The following is a 16,935-nucleotide window of genomic DNA, read 5'->3' as shown; positions in this document are numbered from 1 at the left end:
AGTTCATCTCGGTCACCGATCTCGGAGGGGTCTGCTGTTGAATGCGCGTGTGGCCGGTCTGATCTTGGCCGCGATGGCCGTTGGGGGCGGGCTCATCACTGTGGGATGCACACATGCTGTGAGTGGCCGGGCCACCGTCAATGACACGGACCTCGCCGCACATCGCTCCTCGGTCGCCAGCTCATCCAGCGCAGCGTCGTCGTCCAGAGCGGCCGCCGCGCTCGGTATGGTCTGCGCACCGCTCGTCGCCGGAGCGATGGAGATCGATTTCAAGATCGACACCTTTGAACGTCGCCTCGACGAGCAAGCCGATCGCGAAGCCGTGGAAGCCGCTGCCCGTAACGCGGGAGCCGCTCTCAGCGACACAGGCAACAGCGTCGAGGGAGCCCTGCGTGTGAACGACGTTGCCGCCGAAAAGAACTCCGTATTTGTCGAATACATCGCGGCCACAAAAGATTTTGCCGACGAAATGAACAGTTTGGTAATCAGGTCCGTCGATGTGGACATATTTGTGGAAGCCTGGGAACGGTACGATGAGGCGAGCGACGCGGCGATCAAGGCCTGCGTATAGACCGGACGCTCCGATTGCCGGAGGCCGTCGTATATCGTACATCCATGTCGGATTTGTCTACATCCCCTGAGCTGTCGCCTCGCTGGCAGGAGCGCTTCGCTTTCTACGACGCCTACGGGATCCCCGGGTCCACTCCGGCGGCCCGAGAGGCGTACCGAGCATTACCGATCGGTAAGCGGATCATGTTGAACTCGAACTTCCTCGCCTTTCTGTTCGGGCCGATCTACTTCTTCGTGAAGGGCATGTGGCGCAAAGGGTTGACGCTGTTCGGTATAGGTGTCGCGGCCGGTGCGGTGATCGCAATCGCAGGCCTGTCCGATACCTGGATCCGGATCGTCGGATTCGGTGTCGCCGGTCTGGCGATGAGTACCGCGAACTATGCTTACTACCTCCATGTCGTCCAGAACAGCCACTCCTGGAATCTATTCGAAGGTTTCGGCCGCTCCGCTCGTTGAACGGCTTTCGGAAGAGCGCACCTCCAGCCGGTCGCCTCTCGCCCTCACATGCGGAGACGACCGCTAGTTCAGTATATTGAGCAGTGTCGAGAACTTCTGGAGATCTTCGATATCCGCCACACTCGGGGGCTTCGCGTCGAAATGGGCGATATTGTTGCGTATGTTCTTCACTCGGGTGAGATGATCGATGAAGCTGGTTCGGTCGATACTACGCCAGCCGAGCGCCTGCCAATTCGCTGCCGCAGCGGCATCGAACGATGCGTTCTGATTGTTCGGACGCAATAGTTTGAGATAGTCACCGAACATCAGGTCGCTGATATCTCCGGTCTTGTTCCTCCCTTGGACTGCGCGTATGGCGTCGGGGGTGAGTCGTGCACCGAGGCAGGAGCGCAACTGGAGTTCGATTTTACCCACCAGGAAGAACGGAAGAGCCGTTTCGTGGAAGCGGTTGGTGATATCCGTGGTGGTGATGATTCCGTTCAATTCGCCGTCGCTGTTACGCACCAGGAGATACCCGTATTCGCAGAGGTCGGAGAGTTCTCGAAACAAGTCCTGATGGAGTTCTACGGTATGCGGATTTTGCATGGCATTGGTGAGCGTAGGTTCCTCGGATTTCAGACACATGATGGCGACCGATTTCCAGGTGACTACTCCCTTGAGGCTGGACTTACCATCGATGACAGGTATCTGGGAGTAGTTCTCGGTCTGCATCAGGTGTAGCGCATAGGTGAGCGTGTGCGCGGAGGTGACCGAGGTCAAACCAGCTGTGGCGGAAGGGATATCGCTGACGAGGAAAGGGCGTGTCGGTAGGGTGTCCGGTTCCTCGGTTTCCTTCGCGTCCTTCGTCGAGTTCGCCGCGGTCTCGTCGAGATCGATGATCCGTACGGTCGCATTGTGTCCGCAGGTGATGAACGAGGGCTCGGTGGTGAGCCCGGCGTTCGCGAGTGCCGCACCGATCATCGGTACGGACTCGAAATTGCGGTAACGAAAGCCGAAGAACGCGAGCAGCTCCGATACTGTCGGATCAGTGCCCCGCAGTTTCTCGATATCTTCGGGCGTCGGGGTTTCCGGCGCGGTCACCGTGCTGTCGGCTCTCGGAAGAGAGTTCCCTTGCCCATGGCGTTTTCCACCAGTCGCAGTAACTGCCGGGAACGATTGACGTAGAACCTATCGAAATCATCGGTACGCAGATCGGCGGGATCGATCAGATGTGTTGCGACGATATCGTCGAACCATTCGTCTCGGGTTCCGGATTCGCCGGCGAGCACGGGGAGGTAGGAACTCGGCGATCCGAGCAGGTTGCGACTGGCCCGATGGGAGAGCATGGTTTTGTTGACGATCGAATTCGCTTTCGAAGCAGGGATTTTGTTGCGGGCGCACCAGTTTTTGGGGAAGATCTGGCGGATGTCGACCGCATTCTGCAGCATCGTACTCGGAGCCAGGGGTTCGTGGTGGTAGTACCAATCGACCGCGCCCTGCTTGACCAGCAGAGCGTAGATCCCCTTGTAAGCGGCACTGTTCCGGGTACTGAGGGTATCGAGCCGATCCTCGAGGAAGACTGCTTCGGCGACTGTATCGGGAGTGCGGCCATCCGGTCGCGCCCATTCGATCAGTTGCTCCACATCACGCGGAATTCGACTCTCGGTTGACCCGCTGTACATCTCGCCGAGAACCCCGCACCAGTACCAGCGCGTGATCCGGCTCAGCACAACCGGATCGTCCATGCGATCGCCAAGGATCGCCTGGACAGCAGCCAGCGGCATGAGTTGTGTCCGGTAGGGGAGGTCGGTGGGGTGGACGATGCACTGCCGAGTGAGGAATTCGCCGACCCAGGCGAAGGCCGTGCGTAACCGGGGAGCGAGGCGGTCGAAGTCCGGCAGCGGCAGGTTCAGCAGATCGCGACGCTTGCACGACACTGATGCGGTGTGGCCGTGCTGTTTGCGTTCCCATGTGTACACCAGCGCGACTGCTTGCAAGAAGTCAGCACTGCTGAGACCGTTCTCCAAGTTGATTTCCGGTTGCCCGAGCACAGGGAAGGATGTCGTGAGATCTTTTTTGATGTCCAACCAGATATCGGGCAGCCGGTAGTAATCCGAGTGGCGGCTCTCGTAGTCACGGTCACCGGCATAGGTGGCGGTGAGCAGCTCGAACACATTGAGCGGTACGCCGTTGGTGTTGACCCGCTCGAAAACCGAGCACACCGCATCAGGCGTGGTGGCAGCTTCGAGCCGGATCATCGGGATGAGAAACGAGCGGACCTTCTGCAGCACCGCCTGGTCGAAACTCGACCACAGAGACCAATTGGCATCGTCGAGCTTCACGAACTCGCGCATCCAGGTATGTACCCGATCGGTGTCGAAGACGATGTTGAGCGGGAAATGCTTGGCACGGCACTCGGATTCGGTATCGGTGAGGTCGAGCTCGACAGTGCGGGTGGATTTGGCGCGCACCTGCCGGTCGGGTGGCACCGAGACGATGGCGTCATCGCGATCCGCCGAAGGGCCGACGGCCTTCTCGATGTCGATGTAGTACCACCGGTGCAGTTCATTGCCGCGAGCGTCGGTGGTACGAACAGGGACATCCATATAGAGCGCCTGGAAGAGCGATGTGAGGCGTTGCTGCCCGTCGAGGAGCAACAGGTCGGGTTCCGTCGGCTGCGCGGTTTCGGCCCCGGTGAGCGGGCGGGCTCGGAACGGGGATTTGCCGCCGGTCTCCAAGGTCATCACCACCCCCATGGGGTAGTCGAGGGTGATAGTGGCGATCAGCTCGCGGATGCGTTGGTCGTCCCATTTCCAGTCGCGCTGGAAGTCCGGAAGCTGCATAGCGCCTGCCCTGATCTGCTTCAGAACATCCTGCAGCTTCGGACTGTCGAGTGCCACGATGTGTCCCCCTGAGAGCGGTCGACTGGTGTGCGGGCGTAATACCTGATACCACAACAGATCCTGCGGTGCATACTACTCGAGTGCAAGACCGGTTGGTTTCTTCGGGATATCGGTGCTGTGCCGCTCGGTGTCTCTGCATATGAGCTGGGAATCTCTGGAATCAGCCCGGCCGACTCCACTTCGGCGGCATCCGGGACGGGCAGCTCGGCCACCTCGGCCATCGCCGCGGATACGCCAGGCTGGGAGAGTTGCCGCCACGGCCCGGGTGCAGCGATCTCCGGGTATCGGGGTCGCGACCCTGTCACGGTGAATTGCCACGCCACCTGGTCGGTTCGGTCAGCACGGCTCTGGCGGTGGGTATGTCGGCGAGCCGGGCGGCGACGCTTGCCATCGCCAGGTGTTCGGGCAGCAGTGCGGAGAACTCGAGTCCGGCGGCGGCCCTGGGATCGATGCCGGGCAGGGTGAGTCGTTCGGGGTCGACGGAGCGGATTGCCGCCCGCCACATCTGGGGTGTCAGGTCGTCTCGGAGCCGGACCGCGAAGTCGGTGGGGCGTTGGTCCGGAGCCGCGACGGCGTCGAGGGTCGCCGCGAGGGTGGCGTTCGCGCGGTAGCCGGCCCAGGTCCACCAGCGGGCGCCACCGGTAGCTGCGGTGATCAGCGTGGCGTCGGCGGTGACTGTTCCGCCGCGGTGGGCGCGCTCCTCGGTGAGTGCGCGCCGGGCGCGCCGGGTCAGTAATACCTCGGGGTCCTCGCCGAGCAGCACCGCGCGCATCGCGCGGGTCAGTTCGGCGGACAGGCCGCGAACACCCGTACTCGACCATTTCGCGATTCCGCCGCCCTCGGCAGGTTCGACGAAGGCCCGCCGCCGTTTCCAGTCGATGTAAGTGACCCGCCAGCTGCGGCCAGCGAGCAGCAGGAGCCGGGGGCCGGGCCGGTTGTCGGTCAGGACCGAGGAGTCGGTCCGGCCGATCTCCTGTCGTCCGGCGAGCACGGTGAACTGTGGTGGCGCGGTGAACGAGGCGGTGAGTTCGAGGAAATGCCTGCTGCCGAAGCGTTTGTCGGCTTCGGGGCCGATGAACAGCAGACCCTGGTCGGAGTCGAGGTATCCGGCGGTGATCAGATGTGCCAGTATCGGTTCGGCGGATCGGTCGAAGGGCGGCAGCCCGTTCCATTCCCGCCACCAGAGCTGATCGCCCAGTGTGCCGTGCTGCAGGGTGACCGCGAGCAGTTGCTGGGCGACGAGGTGACGGGGTTGTGCCGGCGCGGTGACAGGCTCGACCCAGCCGCGCTGCCACAGCAGCAGTAATCCGGCGGCCTGGATCATGGCATCGGTGCCGGTGGCAAGGAACAGGCAGTTGCGGGTGCTGCCTGGTCTGCGTCCGGTGCGGCCGATGCGTTGCAGGAACGATGCCACGGTGGCAGGGGCGTCGATCTGGATGACGCGATCCAGATCGCCGACGTCGATGCCGAGTTCGAGGGTTGAGGTCGAGACGATCACGCAGTCGCGGGCTTCGGCGAAGGCCTGTTCGGCGCGGGCGCGTTCGTCGGCGGACAGGGAGGCGTGCGAGAGGAACACTGTGACCGCGCGTGCCCGCAGGGCCGCACCCAACTGTTCCACCTGGCGGCGGGAATCGCAGAAGACGAGCCGTTTTTCGCCACGGTGCATGGCGGCGATCACGGTGGCGGCATTGTCGAGTGAGCCGACGTAGTCCAGTTCCACCTCGCCGGGTGGGCGTGGTGCGGTGGTACGGGCAGGGAAGATCCGCGGCGCAGGCGAGTCCGACAATGATTCGGCGGTACCTGCGGGTATCGGAAGATCCGGCGCGATGACCGTGCCGGACCGTTTCCCGGCGCCGGAGCCCTGCAGCCAGGTCAGCAGGGCGCGGGGATTGCCGATGGTCGCAGACAAACCCACTCGCTGGATCGGCCGTCCGGCCACCCGGTGCAGGCGCTCCAGTACGGCGAGCAGATGCCAGCCGCGATCGTCGCCCGCGAAGGCGTGCACCTCGTCGACGACGACCGCCCGAATGCCGCCGAGTAGTTCGTCGTGCTCGGTTTTCACCCCGATCAACATGGCTTCCAATGATTCCGGGGTGGTCAGCAGAATATCGGGCGGTTCGCGGCGGATGCGGTTGCGCTGGGATTCGCCGATATCGCCGTGCCACAGCGCGGCCCGGCGGCCAACCCACTGCGCGTAGCCATCGACTCTGGTGACGAGGTTGTTCAGCAGAGCTTTGAGCGGACACAGATACAGCACCGAAACCCCACGCCAGTCGTCCCTGGTCATCGCGGTGAGCAACGGGAAGCACGCGGCCTCGGTTTTACCGCCCGCGGTGGGCGCGAGCAGGATCGCGTCCGTGCCGCGCAGCAGCGGCTCGATCGATGCTTTTTGCAGCGGGCGCAGGTCGGGCCAGCCAAGGGTGTTGACGAGGTGATGGACGATCACCTGGTCGAGCCGGTCGATCGGATCGACTACTGCCTCGATCCGAGCCGCGGCCGGATCGCTCACAGATCCAGGTCGATATCGTCGGCGCTGACGATATTGCGCTCGGTATCGGTCAATTCGGTGGAGCCGACAGTGAGCCGATAGTGCTGTCGGGGATCGAAATCGGGGAACTGATCGATGCGGTCGAGCACATCGCCGACCAGTTTCTTGAGAAACAGCCGCGGCGCGACGCCGACCTTGCCGCCGAGCGACCCGGTCACCGCCCGCGCCAGATCGGCGATGTACGCATCGTCGGCCACGGTAGACACCCTGGTGCCGTCCGCGCTGCCCTCGGCATACAGATCGCGAATGGTGATCCCGAGCGTGGTGAGCGAATCGAGGCTGAATCCGGGCAGGCGCACCTGCACCGCACGCGGGTTGTCGAACCGCGCGTCGGTGGTGAAATCGGTGGCCAGCCGCTGCGCCAGCGGTGGCAGCCGTTGTACGCCCTGCTGCCCGTCGAAGAAGGCGGGGGTGCCGGTGATCAGTAGATACATACCGGGGAAGCGGCCGGAATACACCTCGTCGATGAGCTGGCGTAGTGCGTTGAGCGCCTTGTCCCGCGCATCGGAGCGCACCCGCTGCAGGGTCTCCACCTCGTCGAGCACGACCAGCAGACCTCGGTGGCCGGAATCGCGCAATACTGTCAGCAGACCCTGGAGGAAGCCGAGGGCGCCGAAATGGTCGAGGTCACCGCGCACCCCTGCGGCTCGGCGGGCGGCGGCGGCGACATTCGGCTGTCCGCCGAGCCAGGCCAGCACCGCTGCCGCGGTGGCCTCGTCGCCACCGAGTACGGCGGTCCGGTAGCCGCGCACGGCCGCCGCGAACGACGGCGCGTGTCGGGAGACTTCGGCCAATCGTGCGGCCATGAGTTGATCGACGGCCGCGGTCAGATCGTTCTCGGCGGCGCCTGCCGCGATGGCGTCTTCCTCCAGGGCGTAGAACCAGGCGTCGATCACCTGCCGCAGCGCACTGGGCGGAAAGCTGGACGTGCCGAGCCGTTCGGTGAGCCTGCGATAGACCGTTTCCAGTTTGTGCAGCGGCGTCTCCGTTTCGGAGATCTGTACTTCCGCGACGGCGAAATTGCGGCGTTTGGCCCGCTCGCCGAGCCAGCGGGAGAAGAACGTCTTACCCGATCCGTATTCCCCGCGCACCGCCTTGAAGACCCCGCCACCTGCCGCGACGGCGTCGAGTTCGGCGTCCAGCGCAGATTCGAACCGATCGAGCCCGGTGGCGAGCAGATCGAGCCCGCTGTCGGGGACAGCGCCGCGCCGCAGGGCATCGATCACGGCCCTGCGGCGGGCCGTACTCACCGAGAGCGGCTGCACAGTACTCACCGGCCAAGTCTTGCATGGCTGGTGGCTGTCGTCGGTCACCGCGGCAGCCCGAACTGGTCACGCAACAGCGTGGTGTGCAGCCGCAGCGTGCGGCCGTCACCGAGCGTTTCCAGCACTTGGACGCCGTCCACATTGAGCAGTTGGACGAGGATCGCGGCGAAGCCCCGTGCGCGGTCGGGCAGATAACCCACCCGCTGCGCCAGGGCCGTGATGGGTTGTGGTCCATCGAGCAGGGCTCGGATCGCGGTCTTCAGCTTGGTGCGGACCGGTTTGCGGGACAACTGTTCGAGCTGTGCTTCGAACATCTCCGATTCGAAAAGCCTGGAGATCAGCACATCGGCCGGATTCGAGGTGTCTGCTGCCGGTTCGATGGCCGGTGCCGGCATGGCGATGTCGAACGAGATCTGGTCGGTCAGGTTCTCGCGGGCCTTGCGGGTGACCCGTTTGACGACTTCGACCGTGGCCTTCGGCCCGGTCGCGGCCAGGGGTGCGTCATCAGGGTCTCGCCACCACGGCGGCTTTTGCGCGTTCACTTCCAGCCAGCCGGTGGGCGGGGGAGTGTCGAACGCCAGGAAGGCCAGCACCGGGATGGTGATCTCGGCGAGGGCGGCTCCACCGTGGTATCCGGCTTTCTGCGCGCTGTAGCGGGAGTCGTTGTCCCAGAGGGCGACGATCGACGCGCCGGGTTCCGGCCAGACCACGCGGGGACCGTGTAGCGCGATTTCGCTGTCGGCGAGGTGGTCGTGGCCTGGGACGGGCAGGCGGTGTCGTGCCGAGGCGATGGCGTCGGCCGCCACCGGTACGCCGTGCCGATCGATGACGTGGCCGTGATCGCTGGTGATCAGCACGACCATGCCGTGCGCGGTGGCCGCGCCCATGAGGGCGCGCAGATCACCGATTTCCCTGGCTTCCCAGCCGGAGTCGTCGAGTTTGCTCTCCTTGGCGAGGCGATCGTCGATGGTGTTGAGCACCACGGCGACATGTGTGTCCTGGTCGGCGAGGGCGGCGTGCAGATCTGTGCCGAAACGGTCGCCGGGCGCGCTGCGCAGATCGTTTTTGTGGAATACCCGCGCGCGCTTGGCGCCCCAGAAATTTTGTTCGGAGAACAGCCGCTTCTCGGTCGCTTGATCGCCTTTGCGCAGGGCGCCAGCGAACAGCGAAGTGCGCGATACCGAGGTCAGGCTCGGCAGCGCTGCGGCCATGGCGCAGCGCTTGTCCGGGCCGTCTCCTGGTAGCGGGTTGTATTCGGCGAAGTTGCCGCGCAGTTCGCCTGCCAGTTCGGTGGCGATGGCGGCGCTCATCCCGTCCACGACGATCAGCAGCACCCGTTGGGTGGCGGCGAGTGGGCGTACGATGCGATGCAGGAAGGTCTCGACGGTGAGCATCGAGCCTGGAGCGCTGCCCGACTGTGTCCACACCGCGAGTACTTTCGCGAACTCTCGGTCGAATTCGCGCCGGATTTCGCGGGTCCGGTCGATGAGGGTGCGATAGGCGACCCGCAGCGCGGCGTCTTCGTCACCGCCCGCTTCGAGGTAGTCGAGGGCGCGATCAGCCCACGCGGTATCGCGCAGCTGCCGGTCCAGCGCCTCGGCGACGGTATCGACGGTCGGATCCGGATCGGTGTGCAGCCATCGGGTGAGCCGCTGCGCCATCTTGACCCGGCTGATCCTGACTCGGTGATCGGGGGCGAGGCCGTGGTCGTGTAACCGCGTGACCGCCGCGTCGATCTCCTCGACCCGGCCGCGGCCGAGGGCTTCGCCTGCGGCGGTGAAGCGGGCCGCTAGACCCGCGTGCAGGATCGGGCTGCTCGCCGCGGCCGCGTCGGCGCCGAATTGCCGGACCAGCTGATCCGCGCGGGTGAGGACGGTATCGGCGATTTTGCGGGCCAGGCGCGTGGCGTCGTCGGGTTCGTCGTTGAGTTCGGTGGCGGTGCGCGCTCGGACCAGCTGACCTCGAAGGTACTGCTCACAGCTGCGGCCGAAGGCGGCGAGCAGCTGGTCGAGCGCTTCGCCTGCCGCGGGCGGCGAATCGCCGAGCCAGCGCTCTACGCGACCCCGCGCCTGGTATATCGCATTGCTCGGGCTCGCATGTTCCCATAGGGCCGCGCATACCAGCCCGTAGGCCACGGCCTCGTCACCGTGCCCGGTGTGCGCCAGGGTGGTCACCATACGACCGGTAGCGCCGGATTGGTCTGTCTCGCTGAGGAATTCGGTGATTCCTTCGCGTTCCGGAGCTCGCAGGCCGAGGAGTAGCGCTGGACCGCCTTGACGTTGGGACCAGTCGAGCAGGGTGAACGGGTCGATGCGGTCGCCGACTTGGCCGAGATCGAGTCTGCGCGCGGTCAGCGCGGCCAGCGCCGGGGTGCGGGTGAGCGTTCCGCCCACCAGTTCGGTCGGCCAGCGGTGTGCGCCGGTGGCGTCGAGCAGCGCCTCGCAGGCCCAGCCTTCGCGGCGAAGTCGTGGGTCGATGTCATTGGCGCCGAAGGTTTCCCGCACCACATCCCAGCGGTCGACGGTATGCACCCGGCCGCGATGGGTGCGGGCGAGGATCGCCGGATCGAGATCGTGTTCCTCGATATCGGTGAGGATGACGAGCACCCGAGGATCGGGACCGATCTCGCGGGCATGCGCCAGCACCGCCTCGTGCACCGCCAGCGGCGATGCCGCGGCCATCACCCGTGCGTGGCGGTCGCCGGTGAGGGCAAGGACGGACTCACCCTCCCACCCCGGTGCGCCCCGCAGCAACAGGGTCACGGGTGTGCCCTCGGTACCGAGGGTTTCCGCGAGCCGCTTATGCGACGAGAGATACTGCGCGACTGTCGTTCTCGACAGGGGCAGGGCGGTTGCCGCAACAGCGCTGGTCATTCGACGACCCGCCAGAGAATCGAGATAGTGGCTCCCGGTTCCCGTGCGGCCAGCTCCGCCAGCTCCGCGGCGAAGGACTCGACCGCCTCGCCCGCCGTGGTGGTGTACTTCCCGGAACGGCGGGCGGTGTGCACCTCGGCGCCGGTCGAGTGCCCGTTGGCGGCGAGTCCTGATTCCCGGTGTCCGTCTTTCGTGTGCGCATCGAGAGGGATACCGCCGTTCGGTGAGCGGAGCACACGATCTGCCGGTCCGGTGGACTTCTCCGCAAGCTTCGCCTGCGGCTCGCGGTGTTCGGCCTCCTCGCGTCGCTTGCGTTCGGCGTCCTCGCGCAGCTTACGGGTGGACAATTCGGTGACCTTGGTATCGGTGCTGCGCAGTGCCTCGGCCAGATCGGCGGAGCGCTGCTCATTGCGGGCGACCGTGCGCAGCGCGTCCAGCAGTGCGGCGCCTTCCGGACCGAGGTAGCGGGCCTGTTCCAGATTCGCCCACGCGGTGTGGGTGAGCGCCGAGATCACTTTCTCGGCCGATTTGATCGAGGTGGCGTAGCGGTGCGGAGTCGGCTCGCCCAGATCGAAGCGGGCAAGCGCTTCGACGGTTTTCTTCGCGCCTGCTGATCCGCCGCCCGCGCTGCACAGCGCGGTCAGCAGCTCGACCGCCCGGCGGGCGATGGCCAGCCGTCCGCCGGGCGTGGCGTCGTCGAGCCCGAGGAAATCGGCATGCTGTTCCAGCTGTTCGACCAACCGGAGCGCCGGATCGTGATACTTCGTCGCGGCACTGGTGATCTGGCGCGCGAGCTGTTGCACCAGGCTGCCCCGGCGCAGGGTGGGCGCCTTATCGCCGAAGATCACCTCGAACCGGTGGCGCGCAGTCTCCCAGTCCGATTCGCTTGGCAGCGGCTGCGTGCGCAGGGCGTCACCGGACTGGATCTTGGTGAGATCAGGAGCATCGATGGGGACGCCACGCACCCAGACCCGATCGTCCATTTCCGCGAAGGATGCGATCACCAGATGCGCGATATGCGGTTCCAAACCGCGCGGTTCGGGCAGATCGGTCCAGGCGGTGAGCTCGCTCACCGTGAGGTCGCCGGTGCTGCCCTGGTTCTGCGCGGTTTTGCGGAAATGATCGGCCCAGCGCCGGGACAGCTCGAAATAGGCCTCTTTCTGCTGGCCCAAACCGAGCGGTCCGGCGATCCGCTCCATGAGCGGGCGGTCCTTCGCGGGCACTTCGACGCGCCCGTCCCTGGCTTCGGCGGCGGCCCGGATATGTGTGAACACGAGCTTCGCCTCGGCCGGTTTCACCGCGATACCGGTGGCCCGCTGGTCCAGATCCGGGTGGGCGGGGAACTGGTGGGCGAGCAGTTTGCCCGCGACGGTGCGGACGCCGTCGTGCAGGGACTGGCCGATCGAGACGGTCAGCCCGTCGATATCAGGCAGCGGGTGGAAGTGCTGCTCGAGATCGCCGGTGACGTCATTGGGTTTGCGCTCCGCCAGCCCATAAGCCTGCTTGAAGGTGGCGAGCACCTGTTTGCGCAGCGTTTCGCGCTGCGATTCCAGCAGTTGCCTGGCACTGGCCCGATTATCGGGATTCAGGTGCTGGGCGTACTGGGTGTCGAACCGGTGCGGATCGGCCAGTGTTTTGGTGACCACGAGCAGGCGGCGGAAATCCTCCAAGCGGGGTTTGGTCAGATGGGTGGGCAGCCAGGCCACGGTGCGGGGATGGTTATCGCCCTGTTGTTCCCGCAGCCGCCGGATGCGGTCGGCATCTTCGATGGGAGTGTGCGCGCCCTCGTCGTAGGGCAGGTCGATGACGATGCGCCAGCGGCCTGCGATGGTCGGGTGCAGATCGTGGTCGGGCAGCGCGTCCTCATCGCTGACATTGCCGAACACCACTTCCACCACGCGGGCGGACCCCCGCCAGACGAAGCGCAGTTCATCGGCGTCGAAACGGCCGCTCGCGCGGTCGAGGCCGAGTTCCTCGCTCAGCAGATCGCGGGCCAACGCCGCCCGATTGGCGGGATTGTCGTTGACCTGGGCATTGGCCAGCACCGTCTCCACATCGATACCGGACAGTTCCAGCCGCACCCCTGGATTCAGCTCGGTGCCGGTGGGCTTGATTTCCGGGAACCGGGAGGCCCATTCGCCGATCATGTCCTTGATCACGCTCTCCTCCCGGCCCGGGATCATGGTCGTGATCGAGCCGTGGTTGAGCGCGCCGAGCCTGCGAATGGTCAAGTCCCGCAAGGCGGGGACGCTCGGCGCGAGCGCCGCCAGCAGCACCGTGCAGGCCAGCCGGTTCTGCCCGACGAACTTCTTGCACTTACCCGCGAGCTGCTGGTCGGTGATGGTGGCGCGGCGATGCAGATAAGTGTCGACATCGTCCTCGGTGATCTCACACGAGCTGAGCAGATAGGGGCGCAGCCGGGTCTTGTACAGCTTGTCGGCGGCGTCGAACAGCACTTTCTTATCGGCGACGAACGGCCGGTCCCCGCCTCTGGTGAGCTGTTCGTAGAGATCGCCGAGCGGCACCAGATCGCCGAGCCGCAGCTCATCGCGGTGGTCGGCCAGCAGCTGCCCCATCAGTTTCAGACCGGTGCGCGAGCGCTGCAGCGCCGCCGAGATATGCACCAGAGTGTCGAGAAAAGCGGGGGAGAAGGGGTAGCTCAACCGGAACGACGCCGCATCGGCGCCGGTGGTGCTCTCATCGGAGCCGAGCAGGGTGTCCCATACCTTCGGGCCGAGTTTCTTCGTCTGCTCGAACGCGGCGTCGAGCTGCGCGGACGCCTCCGCATCGCGCGGTTTCAGCAGCCTGGCATGCGCGATCTGCGGCAAGTTGCGGTCTTCCAGGCTGATCAGATCGAACCGGCCTGAGGCATGGTTGAGCGCGTCTTGAATGGCGGATTCCGCAGCGCCCGCGAGTTCTTCGCCGACCAGCTCACGCAGATCGCGCTGGCGGGCGATGAACGAGACGATCGGGATCGCGCGCCGAGCGTCGCCACCCTCCCGGAAATTGGTGATCTTACTCGCTTCCCGCGCCACCCGCTTCTCATCGTGGATGAGGCTGGCCAGCCAGAGAATCAGCTCATCGAGGAACAGGATGATGCCGTCGTAGCCGAGCGCGGCGGCGTGCGCGGCGATCACACTGAGCCCGGCATCAAGGGAGATGAAGCCGCTTTCCTCCTCGGCGGCACGCTGGGTGAACCCGGGCAGTAGGGTGGTGCCCGCATCGTGCACCAGTTTGGCGCGCAGCTCCCGCGGCGTGGTCGGGTGCACCAGGTCGAGGCCGCTGCCGTCCTGGGCTTCGTCGGCGGTGAGCGCGGTGTCGATGCGCTGCGTGGTCCAGAACGCCGCGGTCTCGCCCCATTCGTCATCGGTATCGGCGCCGTAATCGCGGTTGAGGGCGGCGAGGAACTGCTGCTCGCCCATGGTCTCGCGCAGCTGCCGCAGATCGGTGAACAGCGCGTCGGTGCGATACACCGGCGGAATCGGCGCCTCCGGATGCTTATCCCGCACGAACTCGACATAACCGCCGAGCACCCGCTGCTCCATGGCCTTGGCGTCGATCATGTGATACGGCACCATGAGGAATTTCTTGCCGTCCGAGAGCAACCACTCGTGCTTGGTGAGCAGCGAGTCGAACTCCGTACGGGCGCGGGCTGCCGGATTACCGGACAGCAGGGCATACAGCACCGCCATGAAATGCGATTTACCGGCGCCGAACGAGCCGTGCAGGAACGCGGGTTTCGAGGTGTTCCCGTCGAGCGCGGATTTGATCAGCGCCAGGGCCTCGTCGAAATTGCCGAGCAGCCGCTCGGTGAGCACATAGTCGGTGACGGCCTTGGTCGAGCCCTCCTCGGTCACCGCGTCGGCGAGGGTGAGCACATAGTCGGAGCCCGCGACGTGTTCCTTGATATCGATGAGGTCGCGCAGCAGCGGAGGCCGGTTCATCAGTTGTCTCCTTCCGCCGGGTTCGCGGCGATCTTCTTCGTCGTGGTGCGCCTGCCGCCGTGGGCGGCGGGTCGCGGGCGTCGGGCGTCGGTCACACCGTGCTCGCACGGTGTTCGCGGCGAATGGCGTCCGCAGGCAACCACACGGCCGGGTGCGGTGTTGCGGGCTCGGGCATGTCTCGACAGTAGTATCCACGCCGCCGCCGACGTTCGCGTTACTCCGTACTCGGCGCCCTACGTGGTCGACCCGCGCATAGGCGCGGAGTTGTTCGGTGGATCACAGTCCGGTTCGGTTCCGTGCCGGGAATGGGGTTGTCGCGCTGGGTGGACGTGTTCGTACCGGCTCGGGTACCGTCCGGTTCATGAGTGGTAGGGGGGAATCGGGGCTTGGCCCGAGTATCTCGGTCGTCCCTGAGGAGATACGCGAGGTCGGGCAGTATGTCGGCGCTGTGGCCGAAGCGCTTCGCGCCGCGCTGGATTCCGCAGCCGAGGACGTGGAGTCGCTGGTCGACGGCAGCTGGACCGGTGATGCGGCAACCGAATTCGGGCAGGGGTGGACCGACGTCCGTGACGGCGGTATCCAGATCCTTACAGCGCTGAACGGTATGGCCGAGAAACTCGGTGTCAGCGCCGATGCCTATCAGGCCCGCGACGAGAACACCGCCGCCGCTCTGCGTAGCTCCAGTCTGGATCTGCCATGAGTTCGCAGTTCGGTGTCGATCTGGATCACCTCGATCACGTCGTCGCCCGTTTGCGTGGCCTGGCCGGATTCCTCGCCGATCACCTCGACGAGATCGATGGCCGGGTCGCGGCCCTGCACGGCAGCGGCTGGGACAGTGGCGCCGCCCGGTCCTACGCCGAGGCGCACCGTCAATGGTCTGCTGGGGCAAGGGAATTCGCTGAAGGTGTCCGCGATATGAGTGATGCCGCCCGCAAAGCGCACCAACGATACAGCCGCGCCATCGAACTCAACCGCACGATGCTGCGCAGTGGTGGGTCGTGATCGTCGACTGGCAGGTCTACTACGACGCCGCCGAGAAATGCCACGACCTCGCCGCCGACCTCCGCCGGGCCGACAAACCGGTGCACGACGCGGTGAAAAGAGAATGCGCGGGCATGGCAGGCGACGCACCCGGCTGCAGACAGTGGGGCGAAACCTACGACCGGATAGCGCACGACACCATGCAGTCGTGCACGAACCTGGCCGACGCGCTGACGAACTACGGCTACGTCCTCTACGCGAGTGGTTACAACTACGCGGTCGGTAACCGGTGTAATCCGCTGCCACCGCGTCCGGATGTGCGCGCGATGACCGAACACAAGGTGACGATCCCGACTTCGGTCCACGACAACGGAACCGGGGTACACCACGGCGGAGGTGTCGAGGAATTCTTCAGCCTGCTGGTGGCGAAGATCGTCGACGAATTCGGCAAACTACCCAATGGTGACGTCGACAAACTCGCCGAAGCGGCCCGCACCTGGGAGACCTTCGCCGCGAACGACACCATCACCGGCGCGGCTGCCCGCATCAACGCGATCGCCGCGATGTTCGACGGCATGGACGACCCGCTGAATCGGCAACTGATCCAGGACCAGTTCGCGATTCTGCGTACCAGCGCTGACCAGGTAGCCACCGCGGCGGTCAATGTCGCCGCGCCGGTCGCGGACTACCACAGCGGAACCGTGGATGTCGGCCGAGGGATCCAATCCGCGATCACCACCGCCGAGTGGGCGATCGGGCTCACCGTCGCCGCCGCGGTCGCCGCCGCTCTGCTCACCTTCGGCGGCAGCCTGGCCGCGGGCGCGGGAGGTGTCGCGGTCGCTGTCGGTGAGACCGCTATGACCATCCGTAGTCTCTACCAAGCCAGCAACCTGATCAGAGTCGTCGGTCTCACCGTCGCCGCGGCAGGTGCTGTCGGCGTCATCAGCGCTTTCGACAAAGTGCCAGATCTCGGCGCCACCATCACTTCCCTCGCGGGCATCATCGCCATGCGCGTGCATATCGACGACGATGATGACACCAATGACGGTGGAGGCAGCGGCCGGGACTCGGGCACAGCACAGACAGCCCAGCAGAAAGCGGCGGCGGTGAAAGATGTGGTCACCGATGATTCCGGGGCGCTGATCGGGACCGAGGACGCGGCGGGCGTTCAGATGGTGTCACAGGAGCAGGTGGACAAAGCGCGCGCGGAGCTCACCGAGAAGCTGGGACCGCCTCGAGTAAACTCGACGCCCAAAGGCGACATCGAGGTATGGGAAATATCCAGTGATCCCAAATCAACAGTCACGTACCGACCCTTCAGTCAATCGGGTGGCGCTACAATTGATTACAATAATGTACCCGGAGTCGATATCAAGCGCTGGCACATTCCTCAATAATTTGGAAATTTCGGACATG

Annotated in this window: 11 protein-coding genes; 5 read left to right on the top strand and 6 right to left on the bottom strand. The window is 65.2% G+C overall.

Features of this window, described 5'->3' with window-relative positions; translation table 11 throughout:
- Positions 1-49: 49 nt before the first annotated feature.
- Together ACL02S_RS10300 and ACL02S_RS10295 are read left to right on the top strand one after the other, a co-directional pair.
- A complete protein-coding gene (locus ACL02S_RS10300) occupies positions 50-571 on the top strand; it encodes a hypothetical protein (RefSeq protein ID WP_412802132.1) in 522 nt (173 codons plus the stop codon).
- A 44-nt stretch (positions 572-615) separates the two neighbouring features.
- Positions 616-1,026 (top strand): DUF2628 domain-containing protein, encoded by a 411-nt coding sequence (locus tag ACL02S_RS10295; RefSeq protein ID WP_412802131.1) that lies wholly within the window; start codon positions 616-618, stop codon positions 1,024-1,026.
- Between the two features lie 63 nt (positions 1,027-1,089).
- On the opposite strand, the gene ACL02S_RS10290 is transcribed toward ACL02S_RS10295, so the two are convergent.
- The 6 genes from ACL02S_RS10290 to pglY all read right to left on the bottom strand — a co-directional run bounded on the left by ACL02S_RS10290 (position 1,090) and on the right by pglY (position 14,538).
- Positions 1,090-2,106, bottom strand: a complete 1,017-nt coding sequence (locus ACL02S_RS10290) for a CBS domain-containing protein (protein ID WP_412802130.1) — start codon at positions 2,104-2,106, stop codon at positions 1,090-1,092.
- Positions 2,103-3,905, bottom strand: a complete 1,803-nt coding sequence (locus tag ACL02S_RS10285) for a GmrSD restriction endonuclease domain-containing protein (protein ID WP_412802129.1) — start codon at positions 3,903-3,905, stop codon at positions 2,103-2,105. The genes ACL02S_RS10290 and ACL02S_RS10285 overlap by 4 nt, the downstream gene beginning before the upstream one ends.
- A 304-nt stretch (positions 3,906-4,209) precedes the next feature.
- Positions 4,210-6,417 (bottom strand): DEAD/DEAH box helicase, encoded by a 2,208-nt coding sequence (locus ACL02S_RS10280; RefSeq protein ID WP_412802128.1) that lies wholly within the window; start codon positions 6,415-6,417, stop codon positions 4,210-4,212.
- Positions 6,414-7,721 carry a BREX system ATP-binding protein BrxD gene (gene brxD, locus ACL02S_RS10275; protein ID WP_412802465.1) on the bottom strand — a complete coding sequence of 436 codons (1,308 nt, stop codon included), beginning with the start codon at positions 7,719-7,721 and terminating at the stop codon, positions 6,414-6,416. The genes ACL02S_RS10280 and brxD overlap by 4 nt, the downstream gene beginning before the upstream one ends.
- 44 nt (positions 7,722-7,765) lie before the next feature.
- A complete protein-coding gene (pglZ, locus tag ACL02S_RS10270) occupies positions 7,766-10,594 on the bottom strand; it encodes a BREX-2 system phosphatase PglZ (RefSeq protein WP_412802127.1) in 2,829 nt (942 codons plus the stop codon).
- Entirely contained in the window at positions 10,591-14,538 is a 3,948-nt protein-coding gene (pglY, locus tag ACL02S_RS10265) for a BREX-2 system ATPase PglY (RefSeq protein ID WP_412802126.1), read from the bottom strand. The genes pglZ and pglY overlap by 4 nt, the downstream gene beginning before the upstream one ends.
- Positions 14,539-14,899: 361 nt before the next feature.
- Between pglY and ACL02S_RS10260 the strand changes: the two genes are divergently transcribed.
- From ACL02S_RS10260 to ACL02S_RS10250, 3 genes are read left to right on the top strand one after another with little or no spacing between them, the layout of a single operon-like run.
- Positions 14,900-15,238 carry a WXG100 family type VII secretion target gene (locus ACL02S_RS10260; protein WP_412802125.1) on the top strand — a complete coding sequence of 113 codons (339 nt, stop codon included), beginning with the start codon at positions 14,900-14,902 and terminating at the stop codon, positions 15,236-15,238.
- The gene (locus tag ACL02S_RS10255; RefSeq protein WP_412802124.1) at positions 15,235-15,540 is read left to right on the top strand and encodes a WXG100 family type VII secretion target; all 306 of its coding nucleotides are present in this window, start codon (positions 15,235-15,237) and stop codon (positions 15,538-15,540) included. Before ACL02S_RS10260 ends, ACL02S_RS10255 begins: the two co-directional genes overlap by 4 nt.
- A complete protein-coding gene (locus ACL02S_RS10250; protein WP_412802123.1) occupies positions 15,537-16,916 on the top strand; it encodes a hypothetical protein in 1,380 nt (459 codons plus the stop codon). Before ACL02S_RS10255 ends, ACL02S_RS10250 begins: the two co-directional genes overlap by 4 nt.
- Positions 16,917-16,935 lie beyond the last annotated feature (19 nt).

It is taken from the genome of Nocardia spongicola, assembly GCF_047200775.1.
Classification (GTDB): domain Bacteria; phylum Actinomycetota; class Actinomycetes; order Mycobacteriales; family Mycobacteriaceae; genus Nocardia.
Note: the sequence above shows the minus strand (reverse complement) of the source record. Positions and strands in the feature narration are given on the sequence as shown.

What these genes read in the sequence shown, in the direction of transcription:
- pglY (WP_412802126.1), bottom strand. Translation starts at nt 14,538, where the DNA reads ATGAACCGGCCTCCGCTGCTGCGCGACCTCATCGATATCAAGGAACAC.
- pglZ (WP_412802127.1), bottom strand. Translation starts at nt 10,594, where the DNA reads ATGACCAGCGCTGTTGCGGCAACCGCCCTGCCCCTGTCGAGAACGACA.
- ACL02S_RS10255 (WP_412802124.1), top strand. Translation starts at nt 15,235, where the DNA reads ATGAGTTCGCAGTTCGGTGTCGATCTGGATCACCTCGATCACGTCGTC.
- ACL02S_RS10295 (WP_412802131.1), top strand. Translation starts at nt 616, where the DNA reads ATGTCGGATTTGTCTACATCCCCTGAGCTGTCGCCTCGCTGGCAGGAG.
- ACL02S_RS10260 (WP_412802125.1), top strand. Translation starts at nt 14,900, where the DNA reads ATGAGTGGTAGGGGGGAATCGGGGCTTGGCCCGAGTATCTCGGTCGTC.